Raw genomic sequence first — 25,741 nt, 5'->3', positions numbered from 1 at the left:
ACGACGGTGAGCGCCGCTCAGACGCCGAGCAGTTCGACTTCGAACACGAGCGTTGCATTCGGCGGAATCACGCCGCCTGCGCCGCGCGGGCCGTAGCCGAGTTGCGGCGGGATCGTCAGGCGGCGCACGCCACCGACTTTCATGCCCTGTACGCCTTCATCCCAACCCTTGATGACCATCCCGCCGCCCAGCACGAAGTCGAACGGATCGTTGCGATCCTTGCTCGAATCGAACTTCTGGCCGTCGGTCAGCCAGCCCGTGTAATGCACGCTGACGGTCTTGCCCGCAACGGCTTCAGCGCCGCTGCCTTCAGTCAGATCTTCGTATTTCAGGCCGGACTCGGTGGTGGTGACGCTAGACATGACACACTCCTTCAGACAAATCGTTGAGAACCGGTATTGTAGGCGAGGTTGGTCGGCTGCTTCCTGCCGTGCGCGGGTTCCTGGCCGACCGGGCCCGCTACGTGCTACCCCGATTCCGATCGACCGGCGATCCAGGGCGCCGGAACGGCCTGCCATAATGACCGTCATGACGACCATCCCTGCACCGAGAGGGCTTCAAACGTGAGCACGTCTTCTGCTGGGCCTGGCGCTGCACAGCCCGGCCGCCCCGATTCCGCCGCCTACGAACGCACCGCCCGCCGGCGCGTCGAAACTGCGCTCTTCATGCGCGACCATGTGTTGTCGCTGGTATCGCACGATCTGCGCGGCCCATTGAACGCGATTCATAGCTGGGCTTACGTGCTGGAGCGCAAGCTCGATGCTGCCGATAGCGCCGGGCAACGCGCGCTAGGCGGCATCCGCACCGGTGTCGAACAGCAGGTGAAACTGCTCGAAGAGATCGTCGATACGACGCGCGCCGAGACTCGCACGCTCGCACTCGACCATGCGCCGTTCGCGCTATGGCCGCTCGTCGACGAAACGCTCGGCGAGGTCCGCACGACGCTGGCCGGGCCGCGCGAGGTGTCGATCGAAGTCGATACGCAGCTATCCACCGACCAGTTGAGCGGCGACCGCGACCGGCTTTCCGCAGCGCTGTGGCTGATGCTGACGTTTGCGGTCGAAGCGAGCGCTGCGGCGTCGCAGGTGACGCTCGCGACGGCCGTCGATGGAACCGCGTGGCACAGCACCGTCACGTTCCACCCGACGCCCGCCGCATTCGATGCCGCCGATGCGCCTCACCTGCTCGAAGCCTTTGCGCGCAGGCAAGCCCAGGCGCCGTGCGAAGCGGGTCGTATTGCGTGGGTGCTGGCGCTGTGCAGGCGCGTGGCCGAGGCGCACGGCGGCACGTTCGAGCAGAACGATGCAGCGCAGTCCGGTGGCGCCGCGACGCTTGCGCTACGGGTGCCGCTGGCCGGGGCCGGGGCGTAGACCCTAGACCGTAGCCAGCAGCGGGTTGCGTCATGAATACTCGCAGCGTGCGCTACGGCAAAAAGCCGCAAGCCCGTAACCGCCGGTTTTTGACCGGATCGGCTTTCAGCTGGCTTGCACCCTCTATACTGACAACTTTTGCTTCCGGAGCCTCCCCTCTTGATCCAGGTTGTCGCCATCATCGGCGCGTTATTGCTCGTTGCGCTCAACGGCTTCTTCGTCGCGGCCGAATTCGGTCTCGTCAAACTGCGGCAAACCCGCGTGCGGGCGCTCGCGAAAAAACACGGCCTGCGCGGCCGCCTGCTGGCCAAGGTTCACGGCCGTCTCGACGCGTATCTGTCCGCCTGCCAGCTCGGCATCACGCTTGCATCGCTCGGCCTCGGCTGGATCGGCGAGCCCGCATTCGCCCAACTGCTGTCGCCGCTGTTCGAAGTGCTCGGTATCCATTCGCTGCCGCTCACGCATGCAATCTCGCTGTTCTTCGCGTTCACCTGCATTTCGTTTCTGCACATCGTGGTCGGAGAGCTGGCGCCGAAGTCGCTCGCGATCCGCCAGGCCGAGCGCATCTCGCTGTGGACCGCGATGCCGCTGTACGGTTTCTACTGGGCGATGTATCCGGCTATCTGGTTGCTCAACGGCAGTGCGAACGCGGTGTTGCGTATCGCAGGGCTTTCGTCGGGGCACGGTGACGACGTGCACTACTCGAACGACGAACTGAAGCTGATCCTGCGCGGCCGGCGCGCCGGCGTCGAGCAACAGAAGGACGGTCATCCTGACAACGTGCTTGGCGAAGGTGCCTATAGCCAGGACGAATGGAACACGATCGCGCACTCACTCGATTTTTCGCGCATGACCGTCTCCGATCTGATGCGGCCTGCCCACGAGATGGTCGGCCTGCGCCGCGATCTGCCGTTGCGCGACAACATGCAGGTGGTCGCGCAGCATCGTTTCAGCCGTTATCCGCTGTTCGACGATGCGTCCGGCGTGCGCGTGGACGGCATGATCCACCTGAAGGACCTGCTGCTTGCACGACACGCGGGCAGCACGCTCGAAGACCTCGCTCAGTACGCGCGGCCGGTTCAGTACGTGAAGCCGACGATGCCCGCACTCGAACTGTTCCGGCGTTTTCGCAAGGGCGCACCGCACTTTGCGCTGGTCGGTCACAAGAATGCGCAGCCGATCGGCTTCCTGACGCTCGACAATCTGCTTGGCGCACTGGTCGGTCAGATTCACGACGAGTTCCGTCAAGGCGACGCCGACTGGACTCGCATGGACGACGGCACGCTGATGGGCAAGGGCAGCTTGCCGGTGGTGTCGCTGGAGCGCGCGCTCGGCATCGATATCGACGAAGGTCGCGCGGAATCCGTTGGTGGTCTCGTCATTCAGGCGCTCAACGATCTGCCGGAAGAAGGCCAGCGTGTCTCGTTCGATCGCTTCGATGTCGTCGTCAAGAAGATGCGCGGCCCGCGGATCGTGCTCGTGCGTGTGTATCCGAAGCAGTTCGACGACGAGGGCGGTTAGGCGGGCATCGTTTCGGTTTGCCTTGCCTTGCCGAATCGCGATCACAGCGTGCGCGTGCTTCCATACGTGGTGGGATCGAGCGATATGGCGAGGCCCTGCCAGTCGTATCGGCCGAGCTTCAGCTGTGCGGTATTTTCCTGAGCGATGCGCCTGAAGAGGCGCAATGCGGCCTTGCCCTCAAGCTGGGCGGTGTCCTCGGCCAGATGCTCGGACAACAACCGGCAGCGCAGAGCGCGAACCATGTTCCTGTCCCAGACCGTCGCGTTCAGTTCGCCATGACCGAACAGCGAATTCGAATGTAGATTGCAGGACCCGAGCGTCGCCCATTCGTCATCGATGAGCATGATCTTCGAATGGACGTAGACGCTGCTGCGCGTGCCTTCCGCAGTGCGTCCTGCGATTCCAGCCAGCGTGAAGTTTGCGTATTGCCCGAGTGCATCGATGTGATCGAAGAGTCCTTGCTTTGTCGGGTCGCGCCGCCATTGGCCGTATGGGTCCTCCGGTTCCGCGGGAACCAGCATGACGATTTCCACACCGCGTTTTAGCGCCTGCTCGAGTGGGCGGGCTATGTCGGGAACCGGCAGCGCCTGGTTCTCGATGTAGATCGAATGGCGAGCCGCAGCGATGGCCAGCAGATATTGATCGGTGATCGAGCGCTCGCCTTTCGACAGATCGTAGGCGAAGCCGTCGGGCGTCGGCGTCCTTTCGTCGTAAAGACCTGCATGCATGTTCCGCTGAATCTGCACGACGCTTTCACCGCGCGATGCGGAGATACGCACGGGAAAGGGCAACCTGTCGCCGTCATCGTTGTTCCAGCATCCATCGGCCTTGTGGCGCTCGCTCGCTCCGTTCCAGCGCTGCACGAAGTTGTGATGTACGTCGCTGCAGCACGGCCCCGTGACTTCGACATAGAAGTCGTGGCGATGGCCCGCGCCGTCGTGGCCCGGTTCGAAGCATCCGAACGTCGGGTTGATACCGCCGATAAACGCTGTCTCCGATTCTGCGCCTGCGTCCATCAACCAGAACTTCTGATGCTGGACGAAACGGTCGGTTGCGCAGTCCCATCGCGCCTTGAAGCGGATGTTTCTTGCACGCAGTCGCGCGTGATCCTCCGGTGTTCCGGCGAATGTTTTGCCGTATCGACTGCTCTGCTCGAGTGGGCGCCAGAAAATCACCCGCACATCGAGTCCGCGTGCCGCAGCGCGATTGAGCACATCGAATATCGTGCCGCGGTTGTCCGGCATCTGGAATTCAGGGTCGATGAAGGTCACGGCGAGCCAGACGCTGTGTTGCGCGAGATCGATTGCCTCGCACAGTCTGCGGAAGGTGGGTCCGCTATCGACCAATGGTCGCAGCAGGTTTCCGGTGCGCAGCGGATAGGAGCCGGACTGAATGGAAGGGATGGATGAGGCTTGTGCTTCGACTGCGTTCATGGATGCTCCTCGCGCGATGCTTGCGATTCTGCAGGAGTTTCCTTGCGGATAGATTGCCAGGTTGCCTTGAAGCGCGTGCACATGGATGCCGAGCTTCTTGGGCTCTGCGCGTTTGCAGTTTGCACGTTCGATGACAACTCGCCGGGAATCGGGAATACTTTCGCGGGCATCGCCTGCGCCTTCATTGCGGAATTGTGGATCTGGTCTGAACTCAGGCGCTAGTTCAATGGTTTGTGAGGATCTTCAGGGACGACATGGAATACCTCCTCGTACTCAGCGTCGGTCTCGTCGCCGGCGTGTTGAGCGGTGTGATCGGCACCGGCTCGTCGATGCTGCTGATGCCCGTCCTCGTCATGTCCTTCGGCCCGCAGCAAGCGGTGCCGATCATGGCGATCGCCGCGATCATGGGCAATCTCGGCAAGGTGCTCGCGTGGTGGCGCGAGATCGACTGGCGCGCCTGCGGGGCTTATTGCGCGACTGCGGTACCGGGCGCCGCGCTCGGAGTCCGCACGTTGCTCGCGCTGCCGCCGCATGCGGTGGAACTTGCGCTTGGCGTGTTTTTCGTCGCGATGGTGCCGACACGGCGCTGGCTCGCGCGCCGCGAGATTCGTTTCACGCTGCCGCAACTGGCGTTGATTGGCGGTGTGGTGGGTTTTCTGACGGGCATCGTTGTGTCGACGGGGCCGATTACCGTGCCCGTGTTCATGTCGTACGGTCTTGTTAAAGGCGCGTTTCTCGCCACCGAGGCCGCGGGTTCGGTCGCTGTGTATGTCGCCAAGGTTGCTGTTTTCCGGCACTTTGGCGCGTTGCCACCGAGCGTTGTGTTCAGCGGTTTGATCATTGGCTCCGCGTTGATGGCGGGGTCGTTTGCGGCGCGGCACATCGTGCTGCGGATGAGTCCGAAGACGTTCCGGCTCGTGGTCGATGGGTTGATGCTGTCGTCGGGGTTGTCGTTGTTGTGGGCGGCGGGGCGGTAGTGCCGTACGCACGGTGCGGTGACCCTGTTCATCGCGATACCAGTAGCGGCACACCTACCCCACACTCGCCTCAAACACCCGCCGATAATTCCCACCCAGTATCATCCCGACCTCGCCGGCGCTGAAGCCCGTGCCGATCAACGCGTTGGCCAGCACGGGCAACTGCTGGTAGCGCCGGAACACCGGCGGCGAGATAAAGCCGTACAGGTCGGTGCCGAGCCCGACATGCTCGACGCCGACAACGTCGGCCATTCGTTTCATGCCTTCCGCCATGCCCTGCAAATCGTGGAAGCTACCCGAACTCGGCCAGACGCCGATCACACCTCCGGTGTCGGCAATCGCCCGCGCATGGTCGGGTGAAATCGACCGGCTGTAGGTCGAGGGATGCGTCAACAGCGCGGTGTGCGACAACACTAGAGGCTTGGTCGTTGTCGTCGCCGCGCGTTTGACGAGATCGTAGGTCCCGTGCGCCACGTCGACCACAATGCCAAGCGCGTTGCAACGTCGCACGACATCCGCGCCAAAATCAGTCAGTCCGCCGTGTACGGGTGGCGCAGTCTGGATGTCGCCGAGTTCGTTGACCCGGTAGTGCGTGAGCTGTAGATGGCGCAACCGGTGCGCGCTGTACATCTCATCGACCCGTTCCACACGTCCCTCGAGAAAATCCGCGCCTTCGGCGGCAACGATCACACACGGCCCCGTCTTGCCGAGCGCGGCAAGCGAAGCCGTGTCGGTCACGACCTGCAACTGTTCCCGCTCGATCAGTTCGTCGACGCGCTTGAATGAAGCTTGTCCAAGTGCATACAGCTCGCCGGGTTGCGGTTCGCGCCATGCTTCGAAGCGGCGCCGGTCGGCGGAGATGCGGGTGGCCGTGGTATCGGCGACGATCGCGAGGCAGATGACGTTCATGCCGCCTGCGCGCATCGGCGCGGCGACCGGCAAGAACGGGCGATTCACGCCGATCGCGGGGTCGCGTGAGACGGTGACGTGGCCGGCGTGGCTGTGCATGTCGATGGTCAGCGTCGACACGGTGCGCCAGGCATTTGAGGTGTCGTCGGCAGGTGCGCTGGCGGGTTCGGCGGTATGGTCGGTAGCGTCGGTGTAGCTCGCAAAGCGGCCGGGCGCGCATGCCGCGAGTCCGAGCGCGGCACCCGACGCAAGAAACGCGCGACGGCTCAGCGTGGCGGCGGTGGTCGCAATGGCGGCCGGCGCGGCATCGACAAGCTGATAACGCCAGCCTGCGGGATCGTCGGTCAGAACCCGCAGGTGGCCACGTATCGCGACGGCCTGCGCCCGCACCGGTATCGGTTGCGTAGCGAACACCTCGACGCACGCACGCGGATCGGCGGGGACGCAGCCGCCGCAGCACGGCGCATCGCGCGTCAATAGAAAGTAGTCGGCCTCGGTCGCAACATCGAGCGGTAGCATCCATCCGGACAGTTCGATGGTGGTGCCATCGAACGCGTCGGCCGCGCCGCTGCCCAACGCCTGCCAGTCCGGCGGCATCGTTTCTTTCGTCATTGTCAGTTTCCGAAGAGGCGACAGCGGCGCTACGTACGCGGCACACCATCTTCGACGAGTATAGCCACCGGCATCGCCGCAAGCACATCGCGCAGATACAACAGACCCGTGTCGTCGGCTTTTGGCGCAGCGGGGCTCAGACAATCGAACAACGCGCGCGAGGCGAGATCGCGAGGCAACACCACCGCGGTGTCACCCCATGCGTTACTGTCGACCCACGGCGTATCGTCAGCGGAATCGAGCAGTGACATGGCGAGCCGTGTCGCGACGACAACAGCCCACGCATTGCCGTGCCGCCGCGCGAACGCGATTGCATGCTCGGCATGCGCGCCTTGCACATCGAGCGGCAGATAGGTACCGTCGCTCAACAACGCGGGCAGATGAGTGCGCAACGCAAGGCCACGCTGCACGACCGCGAGTTTCACGCGACCGCTGCGCCAGTCGGCGAGATGCGCCGAGGGCGGCGCATCGACCGATTCGGCGAGCCACGCATGACGTTGTGCGAAATCGACCGGCCTGCGGTTGTCCGGATCGACGAGGCTGAAGTCCCACAGTTCGGTGCCCTGATACAGATCGGGCACGCCTGGCGATGTCAGCCGCAGCACGGTCTGTTGCAAGCTATTGATCGCCCCCGCGCGCGCCACGCGCACGACGAGCTCCGACAACTCACGCAGGAATCCGTCGCGCCGCTGCGGCGCGAGGATGTCGAACAGAAAGTCGCGGCAGGCGTTCTCATATGCGCCATCCTGCATGCGCCATCCGGTGCGCAGCTTGGCTTCGCGCAGCGCCTTCAGTTGCCATTGGGCGACGCGTTGCGCAAGCGCCTCGACGCCGGCTACGTCGTCGGGTGCGAGATCGAGCGGCCAGGAGCCCACCAGTGTTTGGTAAAGCACCGCTTCCGCAGCAGGACCCGGTGCCCAGTAGTCGCCCTCGTTACCCGACGCGATATGCGCATCCGGCATCCGCCGATGCGGCGCATTCAGCGTCGACCAGCGCCGCAGCGTCGCGCTCCAGTCGTGTGCGATCTCGCTTAACACCGCGAGCCGCGCGCGCAGGTCTTCACCGCGCTTGTGATCGTGCGTCGCGGTAGCCAGCAGCGCGTGCGGAAAGCGCCGCGCACGTGCGAGGTTGGCCGCATGAAACTGCTCGACCGTCAGTGCGAATTCGCCGGGATCGGAGCCGACCTCGTTGCGCGACAGCAGACGGCCATAGCGGTAGCCCGCGGTATCTTCGATTGCTTTAGCTGCGACGGGCGCGGTGAGTTGCGCGAACACTGTCTGGGCCGTGCGGCGCGAGATGATCGCATGACTGTTCTGCGTGGCGCCATTGTCATCGCCATCCAGAGCGGTTCGACCAAGCCATGTATCGACATGCTCGAGCACCGCGTGATCGGCCAGCGGCAGCACGCGCTTCGCTGCATCGAGCGCCGCATCGAACCATACGTTGTCGGTTTCGCTACGCACACCGTTCTGCGGATAGATCCGGTACACCGGAAAATGCGCGACCAGTTCCGCGACTACGCGCCGGATCGCGGTGAACGTGAAGTCGCGCGTGGTCGTGCTTTCGCGCGCGATGCGGTGCAACGCGCGGGCAGCTCGATCCAGTTCCGCCGAGAGGTTCTCCACGAGAATCTTGCGTCGCGCGGCAAGCGCTTCGTCGGCGAATACCGCGCTGCGCCCGCTCAGTTCGGCCCACGTTGCCGCAAGCGGTTCGGCGCCGACGGGATTGTGCAGCAGCGCACCCACGTCGTTCATGAAGTCGTAGCCGGTCGTGCCATCGACGGGCCAGTCCTCGCGTAGCGTTTCGTCGCGCGCGAGAATCTTTTCGACCACGAGGTAAGGCGCGTCGCTACGCAGTTCCATGAGCCGCTGACGCAGCCGCTGACAATACTCGCGCGGTTCGGCGAGCCCGTCGATGTGATCGATCCGCACACCGTCGATCGTGCCTTCCGCGTACAGCCGGAATATCAGCGCATGCACCGCCTCGAATACTTCGGATCGCTCGACGCGCAACCCGCCAAGCGCACCAATATCGAAGAAGCGCCGCCAGTTCACCTCGTCGGATGCGGTGCGCCACCACGCGAGCCGGAAATGTTGACGTTCGAGCAGACGATGCAGACGGTCGTGCGCTGCCAGTGCGTTGGGGGAGTCGGCGGCTTCTCCGCTAGCCGGAGCGTACGTTTGCAATGCTGCATCGATCGCTGCCGTGCCGTGTTGCGCCGCGTATTCGCGCAATGCATCGCGTGCCGCGGCGGCGCGTGGATGATCGGCGGGTTGCGTGGTGAGCCCAGCGAAGCGTTCGGCCAGCGCATTCAAGTCCGCATGATTCGCGGCCTGGAGGATCGACGGGTAATCGACTGGGCACACGGGGCAAATATGTTCGCCGTAGCCGATGACAAATCGCCCACTGTCCGCGGCAAAGCGCAGCACGATGTTGCCCGCATTCAGTTCGTCGCCATACGACCCGCCGAGAAACGGCATCAGCACCTTGCCGCGCAGCGCAGGATCGGGCGAGTGCCAGTCGACATCGAAATGCCGCGCATACGCGCTGTGCCGTCCCCATTCGAGAATATCGAGCCACCATGCGTTGTGTGCGCCGCCCACGCCCATATGATTCGGCACGACGTCGACGATCAGTCCCATGCCGCGGGCATGCAGTGCGTCGGCGAGCCGCTTGAGCGCCGCTTCGCCGCCGCATTCCTCGCTGACCCGGCTGTAGTCGATGGTGTCGTAGCCATGCAGCGAGCCAGGTTGCGCAGTCGTGATGGGCGACGCGTACAGGTGGCTCACACCGAGCATGGCGAAATAATCGAGCTGAGCGAGCGCGTCGCCGAACGTGAAGTCCCGGTGGAACTGGAGCCTGAGTGTGGAGCGTGGGGCAGTCATGGCGTGTCGGACTGCGCGGGAGCGGAAGCCGGCGAGGAAGCGCGACGCGCGCGATCGACCGCCAGCAGCCGGTCGCAGAATGTCGGGTCCGTGAAGAGTTCGTCGACCGGCAATACCAGACGGCGACGCCAGTTCGGATGCTCGTCGATCGAACCTGGCAGGTTCGGTTGATCGGTCAGTGCCAGCAGATCTTCGAGTGGATACGCGACGAGCGGCGCAGGCGTGGCTGCGACGAACGCAAGCGCTTCGTCGACGGGTGCGTTGTCCTGCGATGGCGCGGGCACATCGTGCGCGGCGACGCCGGCTTGCTGGAACGCGCGCCACAACGCATCGCGCTGGGCTGCGCGTTCGTCGAGCGCGAGCTGCACCGGGTCGCGGCCGTCCGCGCGCGGCAGCGTCTGACCGATGCGATTGCGCCACGCGATATCTTCGCCGCGCCACCAGCCGGTAACGGTTGGCAGATCATGCGTCGTCGTCGTCGCGATCGCGTTTGCGTCCCACGTGCGCGGCGCCTTGAAGCCGGCGCCCCCGTCGGTGCATTCGAACCACATCACGCGGATGCCGGCGAGGCCGTGATCGGTGAGCCGTTCGCGAAAGCCCGACGGTACCGTGCCGAGATCCTCGCCGATCACGATCGCGCGATGCCGCCACGATTCGAGCGCGATCAGACGCAGCAGGTCGTCGAGCGGATAGCGTAGATAGGCGCCGTCTTTTGCATGCGCACCTTCGGGCACGAGCCACAGTCGTCGCAAGCCGAGGATGTGATCGATGCGAATGCCGCCGGCATGCGCGAACGCGGCGCGCAGCATGTCGATGAACGCGGTGAAGCCCTGGTTGCGCATCGCGCGCGGCGAAAACGTTGTCAGGCCCCATGCCTGGCCGGCCTGGTTGAACAGATCAGGCGGCGCGCCAACCGACACGCGTTGCAGCATGTCGTCGCGATACGACCATGCGTGGCTACCGCCGCTATCGCAACCGACGGCGAGATCGGCAATCAAGCCGACTGCCATGCCGGCATCGCGCGCGGCGTGCTGCGCATGCGACAACCCTTTGGCCGCGAGCCATTGCAGGAATAGATGAAACTCGACTTCGTGGCGATGCGCCTGCGCGAATGCCTCCACCTCTGCACTGCGTGGGTCCTGTAGCGCGTCGGGCCAGTCGCGCCAGTAGCCCGAGCCGTTTTCCTGCGCCAGTTGATGCGCATGCAGCGCTTCGAAGCGCGCGTGATCTTCGAGCGCGCGGCCGCCGCGTTCGCAGAAGCCATGAAATTCGAGCGCGCGTGGACTCGGCGGCGTGCGCTCGTGTTCACAGAAACGCTCGAACAGCGCGCGCAATACCTTGAGCTTGAGCGGCACCGCCTGCGGCCAGTCGATCAACGGTAGCTGTTCGAGTGTCTGCCACGCGTCGGCGGCGTGCGTGGACTCGAGCGCCGCGCGTGCGAGATCGGCGCCGAACACTGCAGCGGGATCGATGTGTGCAACGTTCACCCAGAGCCGCGACGACGGCGAATACGGACTAAAGTTCTGCGGCGCCGCGCTGAACATCGCATGCGTCGGGCTGACCGCAAGAGCATGCGCACCATGTTTCGCACTATCGATCGCAACGGAGGCCAGCGCCGAATAGTCGCCGATGCCACCATCGCCGCTGCGCCGCAATCCATATAACTGCGCGCCGATGCCCCACAACGGCGGCGGCTGCGAATCCGCGCCATGCAGCGTCTGCCACGCATCGGCGACGGTGTAGCAGCGCGGCGGCGCAACGGCCAGCGTGATGCGTTGTTCGTTGATGACGAGCGTGTGATAGCCGGCTTCACCGATTGGCGACAACAGCGCAATCTCACCCTTCGGCGCAGTAAAGCGACCATCGATCACCGCGCCGCTTTCCAGCTCGATCCGATAGCGGCTGCCCGAGCGAATCGACGATGCGGGCAACGCGATGCCGCGCTCGCATTCGGCGGTCAGCAGCGGCGGCAGCCTGCGGCCGGACTGTTCGCTGTCGATCAACGCCGTGCTGTGCCGCATCTGCGCGGCGGTGCCGCACGACAGACCGAGGCATTCAAGCAGCAACGCGAGCGTTGCGTCGGGCACGCGCTGCGTCGTTCCGTGCGCATCGAACCATTCGACCTCGAAGCCCGCGCGTGCCGCGAGACTGTCGATCGTATCGGTAGGGCGTCGGGTGGCGGTCATGCGTGTTGCTCCGGATGCGCGAACTTGCGCGCGTCGTGACGCAACGCGTATTCGCCGACGTCGCCGGTCAGCCACGCGACGCACGCGTACGCCGGCAGTTCGTGCGCGTCGGCGCGCTCGCGTGCGCGGGCCGGCGTTTCGAAGATGACCTTGCCGTCGGGTTTGGCGTCTACCGGTAGCAGCACGGCGTCTTGCGCGAGGTTCAACGCAATCGACAGCGTTTGCCCATCGCCGAGCCGCCAGCGCGCGACCAATGCATTAGCGTCGGTGCCGTCCTTTGCAGCGAGCACGCGTGCGCCCAGTGCGCGCGCATGCGCGAGTCGCGGCGCAATCAGTTTTGCGCGCACCGTTAGCGCCGATTTATAGAAGTGCATCCAGCTACGCCGTTCGTCTACGTCGGGCGTATCGTGCGGTGACGATGCAGCAAACGTGCGCGGATCGTTCGGATCGGGAATCTGTGCGCGGCGGCTTTCGTCGCTGAACGCGGGGAAGCGCGCGAACTCGCGACGACGTCCTTCACGCACCGCTTCGGCGAGGTCGCCGGTGTAGTCGGTGAAAAACAGGAACGGCTGCTGCGAACCGTACTCTTCATCCATAAAGAGCATCGGGATTTGCGGCGACAGCAGCAACAGCGCGGTGGCCGCGCGCAGCGCATCGTCGGAGCACAGCGTGCGCAACCGTTCGCCGAACGCGCGGTTGCCGATCTGATCGTGGTTTTGCAGAAACATTACAAACGAAGTGGACGGCAGGTGCGCGCTCGGTTCGCCGCGCGGTGCGCCGTCGTGAATCGGCGAGCCTTCGCCCTGATACGCAAACCCCTCGCCGAGTACGCGCGCGAGCTTGCGAATCGGCTGCTCGGCATACGCGCGATAGTAGCCGTCGTGTTCGCCCGTCAGCAGCACGTGCAGCGAGTTGTGCGCATCGTCGTTCCACTGTGCGTCGAAATCGGCGTCGAGCAGGCTCGCCGTGTTGCGCTCGTTCTCGAGCACGAGGTAGATGTGCCGGCCGTGCTGCATCCTCGCGCGGATGTGCTCTGATAGTTCGCGCAACCAGTCGTCGTTGGCGATCGCATGAACCGCATCGATACGCAAACCGTCGAAGCGATATTCGTTGAGCCAGTAGAGCGCGTTGTCAAAGAAGAACTCGCGCACTTCGGTCCGCGAAAAATCGATGGCCTGACCCCACGGCGTGTGCGTGCCGTCGCGAAAGAACGGCTTCGCATACTGGTTCAGATAGTTGCCGTCCGGGCCGAAGTGGTTGTACACGACGTCGAGCAATACCGCGAGGCCGAGGCCATGCGCGGTGTCGATCAACGCTTTCAGTTCGTCGGGGCGGCCGTAAGCGGAGTCGGGCGCATACGGCAGTACGCCGTCGTAGCCCCAGTTGTGCGCGCCCGGAAAGTCGTTGAGAGGCATCAGTTCGATGGCGGTGACGCCGAGTTCCACGAGCGCGGGCAACCGTTTCATCACGCCCGCATAACCGCCGAGCGCGCCCACATGCAGTTCATACAGCACCGCCTCTTCCCACGGCCTGCCATGCCAGCGTGTGTGCTGCCACACGTACGCGCGCGGATCGATCACTTCGCTCGGGCCATGCACGTCCTGCGGCTGGAAGCGCGACGCGGGGTCGGGCACCGCGAGACCGCTATCGAGCTGGTACCGGTACAGCGTGCCCGCGCCGCAGGCGGCTTCGGCCTCGAACCAGCCGTTACCGGTCGGCGTCATGTCGAGCGCGCCCTGCTGCGGACCGCTTTCGATCGTCACCTGCACGGCGTTGCACGACGGCGCCCAGAAGCGAAACCGCGTGCGCGGCTTCGCACTCGCCGCGCCGACCAGTTGTGCGCCGAACGGCAGGCAATGCGCATGATGATGCGCGTGAGGATCGATCGGATGGTCGGACATGATTCGTAACCCTTCGGTTGAATGCCGCCGCATCGTCAAGCTTGCGGCGGATCTTCGTCGCTTTCGTCAACTTCGTCGATTCCGCTGGCTTCATCCAGTGTTGCACTGTCTACGATTCCGGCCGGTTCGACAGTCGGCTCCTCGGCAGGCGGCGTTGCCAGCACGCGTTCGGCGGCGCGCCATGCGGCGAACCAGTCCGCGGTGCCTGTCGGTTGCGCGGCCAGCAGCGCGAAACCATGCGCTTCAATAGACAGCTGCGGCGCGGCGAGCGCATACGGTGCCACTTCGGACTGCGCTGTATCGAGCAGCACGTGCCATTCCAGCTGCGGCGCAGGCGGCGTGAACTGCAGCGCATTGGCCGACGCGTTCAACATCATCAACAACACTTCCGTTTCTCCATCGCGTCCCGGACCGGCGCGGCGCAATGTCAGCGCGCGTCCTTCGGGGTCCTGCCACGCTTCGGTGGAGAGCGGTTCGCCGCGTTCGTCGAACCAGCCGATGTCATGTACTCCCGGCAGCACCTCGCGGTCGCCGAACAGGAAGCGCGTCTCGCGCAGCAGCGGATGTTGCTTGCGCAATGCGATCAGCCGCGCGACGAAGGCAGTCATGCGTCGCCCGTCGTCGGTCGCTGCGCGCTCCCAGTCGATCCACGAAATATCGTTATCCTGGCAGTACGCGTTGTTGTTGCCTTGCTGCGTGCGACCGCTTTCGTCACCGGCCAGCAGCATGGGCGTGCCGAGTGAGACGAACAGCGTGGCCAGCAGCGAACGCGCGACACGGGCACGCGTGGCGACGATGGCCGGATCGTCGCTCGGACCTTCGGCGCCCCAGTTCGAACTGCAATTCTCGTTGTGGCCGTCGTTGTTGTTCTCGCCGTTGATCTCGTTGTGCTTCTGCTCGTACGATACGAGATCGGCGAGCGTGTAGCCGTCGTGCGAGGCGACGTAATTCACGGACGCCCATGGCTTGCGATGACGCCGGTTGAACAGATCCGCGGACCCGGTCAGACGAGCCGCCAGATCGGGCCGCAGCCCCGCGTCGCCGCGCCAGAAGCGTCGCACGGTGTCGCGATAGCGATCGTTCCATTCGCCGAAGCCTGGCGGATGGTTGCCGAGTTGATAGCCGCCAGGGCCGATGTCCCACGGCTCGGAGATCAGCTTGCGTTGTGCGAGCACAGGGTCCTGGCGTAACGCGTCGAAGAAACCCGAACCCGGATCGAAACCCGTGTGCTCGCGACCAAGCGTCACACCGAGATCGAAACGGAAACCGTCGATGTTGAACGCCGTGGCCCAGTAACGCAGCGAGTCGGTGATCATCTGCAGCACGCGTGGATGCGGCACGTTCAACGTATTGCCGCAGCCGGTATCGTTGATGTGGTGTCGCTCGTCGCCGGGTATCAGCCGGTAGTAGCTCGCGTTGTCGAGGCCGCGCCACGAGATGGTCGGTCCCATTTCGCCGCCTTCGCACGTGTGGTTGTACACGACGTCGAGAATCACTTCGATGCCGGCCGCGTGCAACTGACGTATGGCGATGCGCATTTCGTCGAGACGGTGCGTCGACAGGTACGACGGTTCCGGCGCGAAGAACGCTGCCGTGTTGTAGCCCCAGTAGTTGCGCAGGTCGCGCTCGACCAGAAAGCGGTCGTTCAGGAACGCGTGCACGGGCAGCAGTTCGACCGCGGTGACGCCGAGCTTGCGCAGATGATCGATGAAGTCCGGCGACGAGAGCGCCGAGAACGTGCCGCGTTCATGGGCGCGCAGATCGTGCCGCCGCATCGACGTGCCGCGCACATGCGTTTCGTAGATCACGGTTTCGCCCCACGGCACGTTCGGGCGTGTGTCGTGCGACCAGTCGAACGCTTCGTCGACGACGACGCACTTTGGCATCGCCGGCGCCGAATCGCGCCGGTCGATCGACAGATCGAGCCGGTTCGAATGCATGCGGTAACCGAACAGCGCGTCGGACCAGCGGAACTGGCCGACCAGCTTGCGTGCGTACGGGTCGAGCAGCAGCTTGTGCGGATTGAAGCGATGCCCGTGCTGCGGTTGATACGGGCCGTGAGCGCGAAAGCCGTAGACGGTGCCCGGATGCGCGTTCGGCAGATAGCCGTGCCAGACCTCGTCGGTGCACTCGGGCAGCGCGAGTCGCGCGAGCTCCTTGCGGCCGGTCGGGTCGAACAGGCACAACTCGATCTTCTCGGCGTTCGCGGAGAACACGGCGAAGTTCACGCCGAGGCCGTCCCAACTCGCGCCGAGTGGATAAGGTACGCCCGGCGCAAGTCGATCGGGCAAAACGTGCGACATGAATCCCGTTCCGGTTTTTCTCATCAGTTGTTCTGTTCGCCCTGTTGTCATTCACGCGCTGCGACCTGCGACGCAGCGCGTTGTTCTTCAATCGTTCAATCGGCCCGAAGCACAATAGTCGCGAGCGGCGGCAAGACCAGTGCAGCCGATTGCGGCCTGCCGTGACTTGCAATGTCCTCCGTGTGAATCAACCCGCCATTGCCGACGTTCGAGCCGCCGTAGAAGCTCGCATCGGTGTTCAGCACCTCGACCCAACGTCCCGCGCGCGGCATGCCGAGCCGATAGCCGATGCGTGGCACCGGTGTGAAGTTGCTGATCGCGATGACTTCGCGCCCAAGCCCGTCGGTGCGACGAAACGCGAACACGCTGTTGTCGGCGTCGTCGCCGATCAGCCAGCCGAAGCCGGCGGGATCGCTATCGAGCGCATGCAGTGCCGGTTCTTCCGCATATAGCCGGTTCAGGTCGCGCACGAGTTTCTGCACACCGTGATGGAGCGGATCGTCAAGCAGATGCCAGTGCGGCGAGGCGTCGTGATCGAACTCCGCCATCTGGGCGAATTCGCCGCCCATGAACATCAGCTTCTTGCCCGGATGCGCCCACATGAACCCGAAATACGCACGCAGATTCGCGAAGCGCTGCCAGCGGTCGCCGGGCATCTTGCCGAGCAGCGAGCCTTTGCCGTGTACGACTTCGTCGTGTGAAAGCGGCAACACGAAGCGTTCGGAATACGCGTACACCATGCCGAACGTCATGTTGTGATGATGGTAGCGGCGATGGATCGGATCTTCGTGCAGGTAGTGCAGCGTGTCGTGCATCCAGCCCATGTTCCACTTGAACTGGAAGCCGAGGCCCCCGTCCTCGATACGCGCCGTCACGCCGGGCCAGGCAGTCGATTCCTCGGCGATCGTGATCGCACCGCGCACCTCCGGCACGTAAGCGACTTCATGGTTCAACCGCTTGAGGAACGCAATCGATTCGAGATTCTCGCGGCCGCCGTAGATATTCGGCACCCACTCGCCGGCCGCACGTGAATAGTCGCGATACAGCATCGAGGCCACCGCGTCGACACGCAGTCCATCGACGTGATAGCGCTTCAGCCACGCCAACGCCGAAGCGATCAGAAATGCGCTCACCTCGTTGCGGCCGAGGTTGTAGATCATCGTGTTCCAGTCCGGGTGATAACCCTCGCGCGGATCGGTATGCTCGTAAAGCGGCGTACCGTCGAACTCGACCAGACCGTGCGCATCGTTGGGAAAATGCGCGGGCACCCAGTCGAGGATCACGCCGAGCCCCGCTTCGTGCGCGCGATCGACAAAATGCGCGAAGCGCTGCGGCGCGCCGAAACGCGCGGACGGCGCGAACTGCGACAGCGGCTGATAACCCCACGAACCGCCGAACGGATGCTCGGCGATCGGCATGAACTCGACATGGGTGAAACCCATTTCCTTCACATAGGGAATCAGCCGGTCCGCGAGTTCGTCCCAGTCGAGATTGCGCTGGCCGCCTTCATCGACACGTAGCCACGACTCCGCGTGGACTTCGTAGATCGACAGCGGTTGATGTTCGGTCTGGCGCTCGCCACGCGATTGCATCCACACGCTGTCGGTCCACGCGAAACGTTCGATCGCATCGACATCCGCCACCACCGATGCAGTCGCCGGTGGCCGTTCGGTCTGCATCGCGCACGGGTCGGCCTTCAGCGGTAGCGCATGACCGTCGCGCGCGAGGATCTCGTACTTGTAGCGCGCACCCGCACCGATGCGCGGCACGAACAGTTCCCACACACCGGCCTCGTGACGAACGCGCATCGGATGACGTCGTCCGTCCCAGGCGTTGAAGTCGCCCACCACCGACACACGTCGCGCATTCGGTGCCCATACCGCGAAGCGCACGCCGGGCACACCGTCGACAACGAGCGGTCGCGAACCAAGGCATTCGAGCACCGCATACGGATCGCCCTGTGCGACACGCCGCAACGGTTCGTCAGGCAGCACCGGCGGAAATGCATAAGCGTCTTCGACCTCCTGCACCGTGCCATGCCAGTCGATGCGCAACCGGTACGGCACATCGCTTTCGATCACGCCGGCAAAGAGACCGCCAGGATGCAGCGACTGCAACTCGCCGAGCAGTTTGCCGTCGTCGCGCGCGATTACGCTCACACCTGCCGCGTTCGGCAGCAACGCGCGCACTACGACAGTGCCCGCCTCCGTGCGATGCGGCCCGAGCTGTGCAAACGGATCGGGGTGGCACGCTTCGACGAGTGCGTCGATGTCGATGGCAGGCAGACCGGCGGCGGTCTGTCGATCGTTATGGTCAGTCATGGTCGCCTTCGGACACGGGTGGTGCCGCATCGGGTGCATGCAGGGGCTCGCCGAGCAGGCGGCTTGCCAGTGCCGCGAGTCCGCGCACCGGTAAGCCGATCCAGGTCGGCCGGTTGGCCGCTTCGTAGCGGATTTCGTAGGCCGCTTTCTCGATCAGGAACAGATCGAGCAGCGCCTGCTCGCTTGTTGCGGCGACCAGCGGCTGCGCCGCTGGTGCGACCGCGATGCGGTATTCATCGAGAAAACGTTCGGCAGCACTGGCGCGGAAGCGCTCGAACAGCGCGCGCTTGCGCTCGGCGGTCTGTTGCGGCGCGCTTTCCGTGGTCGATTGCGCGGCGGCGCTTGCATACGACAGCGAGCGCAACAGCCCGGCAACGTCGCGCAACGGGCTCGACTTCATACGCCGCTCGGCAAGCGTGCGGGCCGGCTCGCCTTCGAAGTCGATCAGGAACGCATCGCCCTGCGCGACCAGCACCTGGCCCAGATGAAAGTCGCCATGGATGCGTGTGCGTAACGCGCCCGCATCGGCGCTCACCAGATGCTCGAGCGCTTCGCTCAGTGCGGCACGGCGATCGAGCAGGGCGCGCGCGAGATCGAGCGTGTCGTCGTTCAGGTGGTTGAGCTGTCTTGCGAGCACGTCGAGCGCCGAAGCGAGCATCGACTGTGTACCGTCGATCCACGCGCGGATCTGCGCGGCATCCGCGGGTTCGGGCGCGAACGCGAGGTCGTCGCACGGCGACGCGAGTGCCACGTGCAGTTCGCCGAGCCGTTTGCCGATGATGCCGGCCAATGCACTGTAGCCGGCTGTCGCGTCCTCTTCGTCTTGGGTGCGATCCGGCGCCTGGTCGTGCGAATCGCCGACGTGCGCGAGTTCGTCGATCGCGCGGCGCAGATAGTCGAGCGCCCAGTTCCACGCATCGCCCTGGTTATCGATGAAGCCTTGCAGGATGGCAAGCGTGTGCGGTACACCGGCCGGATCGACGCGTACCACTTCGCCGTAGAGCGGCGCGGTGTTCGCGTAGCCGAGCTGGGTTAGATAGCGGCTCATCTCCGCTTCGGGATGCACACCGTCCAGCAGCCGCCGCACGAGCTTCAGCACGGCGACGTCGGCGATTACGAGCGAGCTGTTGCTCTGCTCGGCCGCGAGCCAGCGAATCTCGGGGCGTTCTTCGAGCGTGAGTTCGTCGAAGCGGTCGGTCGGTACAAAGCAGATTTCGCTTTTCTGCACGGTCGGCACAACCGCGCGCTCGCGCAATTTGCGCAGCACGCCATGCGCGAACAGCGGCAGCGAGAACGCATCGGTCAGGTGACCAATCGTACGGTTGCGGCGCACGCGAGCAAGCGCGAGCTGCATGAAGAGCGGTGTCGTAGTATCGGCGCCCCACGAGATCGCGATCGGCACGACATAGCGCTCGGTGTGATCGCCGACGTCCGCTTCGATCTCGGTGAACGCGAAGCCGCCGTTCGGAATGGTCGTGAGCGCGGCGAGCCGCACGGCGTTCAGCTTCTGGTCTTTCGATGCAAACCAGCGGCGCCGGCTCAACCACGAAGGCAGTACCTCCGATTCGAGCAGTCGCACGTTTTCCGGTGTCGGTCCGGCCTGGCCTTCGCGGATCACGATAGTGACGAATTCGGGCAGCGGCTCGGAGGCCGGCTGGCTCCACGTGGGCCGCGCGCCGCCTTCGCAGAGCAGGAACCACAGGAAGCCGTACGGCGGGAACGTCAGCAGATAGGTGAGCTGGCCGATCGCGGGGAACACGGAATCTGCGGTCATCTCGATCGGCACCGCGCCGGCGAATTCGGACAGGTCGAGTTCGACCGCCTGCGGCGCGCGCGACAGATTGGCGACACAGAGGATCGGCGCTTCACCGGGCATTTCGCGCAGATACGCGAGAATCTTGCGATTGTCCGGTCGCAGGAAGCGGATGCTGCCGCGCCCGAACGCATGTTTTGCGCGGCGCGTGGCGAGCATGCGCCGGGTCCAGTTCAGCAGCGAATGCGGATCGCGACTCTGCGCTTCGACGTTGACGGCATCGAAGCCGTACAGCGCGCCCATCACCGGCGGCAACACGAGCTGCTCGGGATCGGCGCGCGAGAAGCCGCCGTTGCGATCCGACGACCACTGCATCGGTGTGCGCACGCCGTCGCGATCGCCTAGGTGGATGTTGTCGCCCATCCCAAGCTCGTCGCCGTAGTAGATGACCGGTGTGCCGGGCATCGACAGCAGCAGCGAGTTGATCAGCTCGATGCGGCGGCGGTCGCGCTCCATCAGCGGGGCGAGCCGGCGGCGGATGCCGAGATTCAGGCGCGCGCGGCGGTCGCTTGCATAGGTGTTCCACAGGTAGTCGCGCTCGGAATCGGTGACCATTTCGAGCGTCAGTTCATCGTGATTGCGCAGGAAGATCGCCCACTGACAGGTGGGTAGCAGATCCGGCGTCTGCTTCATGATGTCGATGATCGGGAAACGGTCCTCGCTCGCGATCGCCATGTAGATGCGCGGCATCAGCGGGAAGTGGAACGCCATGTGGCATTCGTCTTCGTTGCCGAAATACTCCTGCACGTCCTCCGGCCACTGGTTCGCTTCGGCGAGCAGCATGCGGTTCGGATATTCGGCATCGATCGTCGCGCGGATCTTTTTCAGCACCGCGTGCGTTTCCGGCAGGTTCTCGTTGTTCGTGCCTTCGCGTTCGACCAGATACGGCACCGCGTCGAGCCGCAACCCGTCGATACCCATATCGAGCCAAAAGCGCATCACCTGCAGCACTTCGCGCAGCACGGCGGGGTTGTCGAAGTTCAGATCGGGCTGGTGCGAATAGAAGCGATGCCAGTAGTACGCGCCTGCTACCGGGTCGTAGGTCCAGTTCGACGGCTCGGTATCGATGAAGATGATGCGGGTCTCTTCGTACTTCTTGTCGGTATCGGACCACACGTAGTAGTTGCGGTAATTCGAGCCGGGTTTGGCGCGGCGCGCGCGCTGGAACCACGGGTGCTGGTCCGACGTATGGTTGATGACCAGCTCGGTGATCACGCGGATGCCGCGCGCATGCGCTTCCTGGATGAAGTGGCGCACGTCGGCGAGCTGGCCGTAGTCCGGATGCACGCCGCGATAGTCGGCGATGTCGTAGCCGTCGTCGCGGCGCGGCGATGGATAGAACGGCAGCAGCCAGACCACGTTGACGCCCAGTTCCGCGATGTAGTCGAGCTTCGCGAGCAGGCCGGGGAAGTCGCCGACGCCGTCGTTGTTCGCATCGAAGAACGACTTTACGTGGACCTGGTAGATGATCGCGTCCTTGTACCAGAGCGGATCGTCGGGCAGCGGCGAGGGCTTGCCGCGGCGCGCGGTGCGTGGCTTTGCGTTGCCGCCGGCTGTGCTGCCGTGGGTTGCCGTGCCGACGGCGCTGCCAATGTCGCTGTCGTCATCGGGCAGCCCGACGGAAAGATCGTCGCGTGGTTCGCGGGTCATTGCGCACCTTCGTTCGGAGAGTCGAAGTCCGCGGCATGCGGGCGGTTGGGTGCACCTGAATCATCGGGTTCTGCAGGCGGCAGTCCGCCTGCGGGCGCGATGCGCCAGATCGCAAACGGTCGCGCGCCCGGGTCGAGCCGCACGTGTTGCCAGCGGCCATGCCACTCGAAACGCGCGCCGCTGATTTCGTCGGTGACCTCGAGCGCGGCGTGATCGTGCAGGTGCCAGCGCTCGAACGTTGTCTGCGATAGCTCGATGTCCGCGCCTTGCTCATTGAACGGATCGAGATTGATCGCGACGACGAGCACGTTGTCGCGCGCTTCGGTGGCTTTCTCGAAGAACAGGATGTGATCGTTATGCGCAGGCAGGAACGTGACGCCGAGATGCGAATGGAGGGCGGGGTTCGCACGACGGATGCGGTTCAGCGCTGTGATGTCGGCGACGATATTGCCGGGCCGGTTCCAGTCCCACGCACGCAGCTGGTACTTCTCGGAGTCGAGATATTCCTCGCTGTTGGGTAGTGCGGCGGCTTCGCACAACTCGAAGCCGCTATACACGCCCCACAGTCCCGATAACGTGGCGGCCAGCGCCGCGCGGATCTGAAAACCCGCCCGCCCCGACGACTGCAGATGCCGTGGGTTGATGTCCGGCGTATTGACGAAGAAGTTCGGGCGGTAGAAGTCGCGCGGCTCGGTCTGCGTGAGTTCGCTCAGGTATTCGACGAAATCGCGTTTCGATTCGCGCCACGTGAAGTAGGTGTACGACTGCGAGAAACCGAGCTTCGCGAGGCGGTACATCATGCGCGGTCGCGTGAACGCTTCCGCGAGGAAGATCGTGTCCGGATAGCGCCCGCGCACGTCGGCGATCATCCACTCCCAGAACGGCAGCGGCTTCGTATGCGGGTTGTCGACGCGGAAGATGCGCACGCCCGCTTCGATCCAGAACAGGATCACGTCGCGCAACGCGAGCCATAGATCGGGTTTGGCATCGTCGGCGTAGAAGTCGGGGTTGACGATGTCCTGATACTTCTTCGGCGGGTTCTCCGCATAGCGCAGCGTGCCGTCGGGGCGCCATGCGAACCACGTCGGATGCTCTTTCAGCCACGGATGATCGGGCGAACACTGGATCGCGAAGTCGAGCGCGATTTCGAGGCCGTGCTCGCGCGCGGCGCCGAGCAGCGCATGGAAGTCGGCGAGCGTGCCGAGTTCCTGATGCACGGCCGTATGCCCGCCTTCGGCTCCGCCGATCGCATACGGGCTGCCGACGTCGCCCGGTTGCGCGGTCAGCGTGTTGTTGCGGCCTTTGCGGTTCGCCATACCGATCGGGTGGATCGGCGGGAAATACAGCACGTCGAAGCCCATGTCGCGGATGCGCGGCAACTTGGCGATCACGTCGGCGAATGTGCCGTGACGCTGCTCGTCGTCGCTCATCGAGCGCGGGAAGATTTCGTACCAGCTGGCAAAGCGGGCGGCGGTGCGTTCGGCGTCGAGCGGGTAGACGACGGGGTCGTGGCTGAGAAACGGCTGGTAGCCGGAAGTGGCGATCAGACGGGCCGTCTCGGGCGCGAACAGGATCTCCAGGCGTCTGGCCGTGTCGGCCTGCGCGAACTGTGCGACGAAGGGGGCGTACTGTGCGGTGGCCGGTCCTCTGAACGAGGCGGTCAGCAGTGTTTCCCGATACGCGAGTACCCGTTCGAACAACTGCTTCGCTTCATCGAGTTCGAGATCGACTGGCTGGCCCACGTTGAGTTTCTTTTGCACATGGTCGACTAGCGAAGCGAAGTCGTCGCGCCATGCAACTACTCTGAATTCGTGCCGCCCGAGCCGCTCGAGTGGGATGTGCGCGTGCCACATGTCCATGCCGGCGGGCGGCGCGACTGTCATCGGCTCCACGTACCAGCCGGTTTCGCCGCCGGCGCGCCAGTGCACTGCTGCGGCAATCTTGTCGTGGCCTTCGGCGAAAATCGCCGCGCGGATTTCGACGCGTTCGCCAACCACCCGCTTCACCGGGAAACGCCCGCCATCCACCGCGGGCGACACGCTTTCGATCACGACGCGCGGCGCTGTCAGCGCATCGTTCACGGTTTTCTTGCCGCTGTCCTTGCCGCGTCCTGTGTCGACCGCCGGTGCGATCTGCACCGGCGCCTCGGCGATCGCAGCGAACAGCCGGCAGGTGCCCGGCGCGAGCGTGAACGCACCGAGCGGCAACGGTGCGTGGCGCGCCGGGGTATCGATGGACTGGAAGCGCGTGAAATTGCCTGGCACGCCATCGAGAAAACGAGCGGGCTCGACATGCACCGAGGTGGTGAGATCGGGATTGACGATGACGAGGACGGCGTCGCTAGCGCTGCGCAGATCGCGTGTGTCGCCGCGCAGCAGCGCCGCGACAGGGGCGCCTGGGCCGCTCAGCACGCGCAGTTCGCCGGACGCATTGAGCGGCCAGGTGTCGCGTTGCAATGCGTTGACCGTGGCGATCGTCTTGCACAGATCGAAGCGCGCATGCGTCACGTACTGCGCCGCATGTCCAGGTGACGCGGGCGCGGTCAGCGACAGCGGCTCGTCGATACCGTATTCGAAGCCCATCGGCATGAGCCAGCCGGTGCCGGTGGCGATGGCGACATTGAGTGCCCGACGATATGCACGCTCGACGAGCGCCACGTCATCGCGGCCGGCGAATTCCGCTGCGAGCCGCGTGTCGTATGGCGCTTCGGGGAAGGCGATGGGCCCGCCGAGCGGCACCAGTGCCGCGTGCTCGTCGGTCATCCATGCAGCGCGGAAGTCCCACCAACGCACCGACGAAAACACGCTGTCGAAGCCCGCACCTTCGAGCGCGGCGAGATCGGTACGTGTGAGACCGGGCGTGGCAGCGAGAAAGCGCAGCGCCGGGTACCGCGCGCGGACTGCGGCGCGCAGCCGTTGCCAGACCGCACGCGGCACGCGATGCGGCGAATCGAAACGGAAACCGCCCAGACCTGCGTCGGCAAGCGCGAGCAGCGTCTGGGTCCACCAGTCGATGAGCGGCGCTTCGTTCAGATCATTGCGCGTGAAGTCGCGCGTGAAGTCGAACAACGCGACGCTGTCATCGCGATGCGCGTGGCGCGGATCGAGGCGCGCTGCCTCGCTGTCGAGCGGCTGGAACCAGTCGGGATGCGCTGCGTACAGTGCGCTATCAACGGCGACGCGGTCGACGGCGAGATCGGCGAGCAGCGTCAGGCCGTGGGCGCGAGCCTCGGCGGCGAGTGTGCGTAGAACTTCGGCGGCTGGGCGCTCGGTGGCAAATACGGGGTGCAGCCGCGCGTGATCGGCAGTAACGAACGCATGTCCGGAGCGGCCCGGCTGGAACAGCCCGCCGATCAGCAGATGATCGAACCCGAGCGCCGCCGCGTGGGCGAACTGCGCGGGCCACGCAGCAAGCGGCCCGATGAGGGGAGCGTGGACAAAGTAGATCCGTGGCGCATACGCGTGAGCAGCTTCCATCGATCGTTTCCAGATTCGTCCTGCTGCGGCGTGGATGCACGCGAGGTGCGATCACAGCCGCCCATTGGGCTTCCAGAGCCGGATGACGTGGGGCGCGCGGCGAGCGCGAGCACCTGTTAGTCAATGTAGCGCAAAGATCGACACGCTGTCGTGTGCGAAGGTATCCGGCGACGTGCGATCTCGTCCGCAGCGGGCAGTGCGATAGCGAGGATGTTCCGCGCAATGCCCGAGCGGTGGATGGATGCACCGCAGCAAACCCTGTGCCAGCGGTTGCGGCCGGGTAACACGATGGTCGCCCGGGGGGGCGATGAGCGAGGTGGGTAAAACCGGCACGGCGCGGGCGCGTTTTACAGGCCGCGGGTTGCGGCTGTCATGTGGGCTTCA

At 64.7% G+C, this 25,741-nt stretch carries 13 protein-coding genes; 3 read left to right on the top strand and 10 right to left on the bottom strand.

The window, feature by feature from the left end; translation table 11 throughout:
- Window positions 1–17 precede the first annotated feature (17 nt).
- Window positions 18–362 (bottom strand): FKBP-type peptidyl-prolyl cis-trans isomerase, encoded by a 345-nt coding sequence (locus tag M0D65_RS21545; RefSeq protein ID WP_266254491.1) that lies wholly within the window; start codon window positions 360–362, stop codon window positions 18–20.
- A gap of 201 nt (window positions 363–563) precedes the next feature.
- On the opposite strand from M0D65_RS21545, the gene M0D65_RS21540 reads away from it, so the two are divergent.
- Together M0D65_RS21540 and M0D65_RS21535 are read left to right on the top strand one after the other, a co-directional pair.
- Window positions 564–1,370 (top strand): sensor histidine kinase KdpD, encoded by an 807-nt coding sequence (locus tag M0D65_RS21540; protein WP_266254490.1) that lies wholly within the window; start codon window positions 564–566, stop codon window positions 1,368–1,370.
- A 159-nt stretch (window positions 1,371–1,529) separates the two neighbouring features.
- On the top strand, window positions 1,530–2,891 hold the full coding sequence (locus M0D65_RS21535) for a hemolysin family protein (RefSeq protein WP_266254489.1): 1,362 nt from the start codon (window positions 1,530–1,532) through the stop codon (window positions 2,889–2,891).
- Window positions 2,892–2,932: 41 nt separating this feature from the next.
- Here M0D65_RS21535 and M0D65_RS21530 read toward each other — a convergent pair whose 3' ends face one another.
- Window positions 2,933–4,324: a phosphatidylserine/phosphatidylglycerophosphate/cardiolipin synthase family protein gene (locus M0D65_RS21530; protein WP_266254488.1), complete on the bottom strand. Its 1,392-nt coding sequence runs from the start codon at window positions 4,322–4,324 to the stop codon at window positions 2,933–2,935.
- A 254-nt stretch (window positions 4,325–4,578) separates the two neighbouring features.
- Between M0D65_RS21530 and M0D65_RS21525 the strand changes: the two genes are divergently transcribed.
- The gene (locus M0D65_RS21525; RefSeq protein WP_266254487.1) at window positions 4,579–5,301 is read left to right on the top strand and encodes a sulfite exporter TauE/SafE family protein; all 723 of its coding nucleotides are present in this window, start codon (window positions 4,579–4,581) and stop codon (window positions 5,299–5,301) included.
- 54 nt (window positions 5,302–5,355) lie between these two features.
- On the opposite strand, the gene M0D65_RS21520 is transcribed toward M0D65_RS21525, so the two are convergent.
- The 8 genes from M0D65_RS21520 to M0D65_RS21485 form a co-directional block, all read right to left on the bottom strand.
- Window positions 5,356–6,822 (bottom strand): dipeptidase, encoded by a 1,467-nt coding sequence (locus M0D65_RS21520; RefSeq protein WP_266254486.1) that lies wholly within the window; start codon window positions 6,820–6,822, stop codon window positions 5,356–5,358.
- Between the two features lie 29 nt (window positions 6,823–6,851).
- Window positions 6,852–9,707 (bottom strand): malto-oligosyltrehalose synthase, encoded by a 2,856-nt coding sequence (treY, locus tag M0D65_RS21515; protein ID WP_266254485.1) that lies wholly within the window; start codon window positions 9,705–9,707, stop codon window positions 6,852–6,854.
- A complete protein-coding gene (malQ, locus tag M0D65_RS21510) occupies window positions 9,704–11,893 on the bottom strand; it encodes a 4-alpha-glucanotransferase (protein ID WP_266254484.1) in 2,190 nt (729 codons plus the stop codon). The genes treY and malQ overlap by 4 nt, the downstream gene beginning before the upstream one ends.
- Window positions 11,890–13,794, bottom strand: a complete 1,905-nt coding sequence (treZ, locus tag M0D65_RS21505; RefSeq protein WP_266254483.1) for a malto-oligosyltrehalose trehalohydrolase — start codon at window positions 13,792–13,794, stop codon at window positions 11,890–11,892. Before treZ ends, malQ begins: the two co-directional genes overlap by 4 nt.
- Window positions 13,795–13,829: 35 nt before the next feature.
- Window positions 13,830–16,097, bottom strand: a complete 2,268-nt coding sequence (gene glgX, locus M0D65_RS21500) for a glycogen debranching protein GlgX (RefSeq protein WP_266254482.1) — start codon at window positions 16,095–16,097, stop codon at window positions 13,830–13,832.
- Window positions 16,098–16,192: 95 nt separating this feature from the next.
- On the bottom strand, window positions 16,193–18,418 hold the full coding sequence (gene glgB, locus M0D65_RS21495; RefSeq protein ID WP_266254481.1) for a 1,4-alpha-glucan branching protein GlgB: 2,226 nt from the start codon (window positions 18,416–18,418) through the stop codon (window positions 16,193–16,195).
- Window positions 18,411–21,881, bottom strand: a complete 3,471-nt coding sequence (gene treS, locus M0D65_RS21490) for a maltose alpha-D-glucosyltransferase (protein ID WP_266254480.1) — start codon at window positions 21,879–21,881, stop codon at window positions 18,411–18,413. The genes glgB and treS overlap by 8 nt, the downstream gene beginning before the upstream one ends.
- Window positions 21,878–25,357, bottom strand: a complete 3,480-nt coding sequence (locus M0D65_RS21485; RefSeq protein WP_266254479.1) for a maltotransferase domain-containing protein — start codon at window positions 25,355–25,357, stop codon at window positions 21,878–21,880. The genes treS and M0D65_RS21485 overlap by 4 nt, the downstream gene beginning before the upstream one ends.
- Between the last annotated feature and the right edge of the window lie 384 nt (window positions 25,358–25,741).

The sequence above is a fragment of the Paraburkholderia sp. CHISQ3 genome (assembly GCF_030464945.1).
GTDB classification, from domain to species: domain Bacteria; phylum Pseudomonadota; class Gammaproteobacteria; order Burkholderiales; family Burkholderiaceae; genus Paraburkholderia; species Paraburkholderia megapolitana.
Note: the sequence above shows the minus strand (reverse complement) of the source record. Positions and strands in the feature narration are given on the sequence as shown.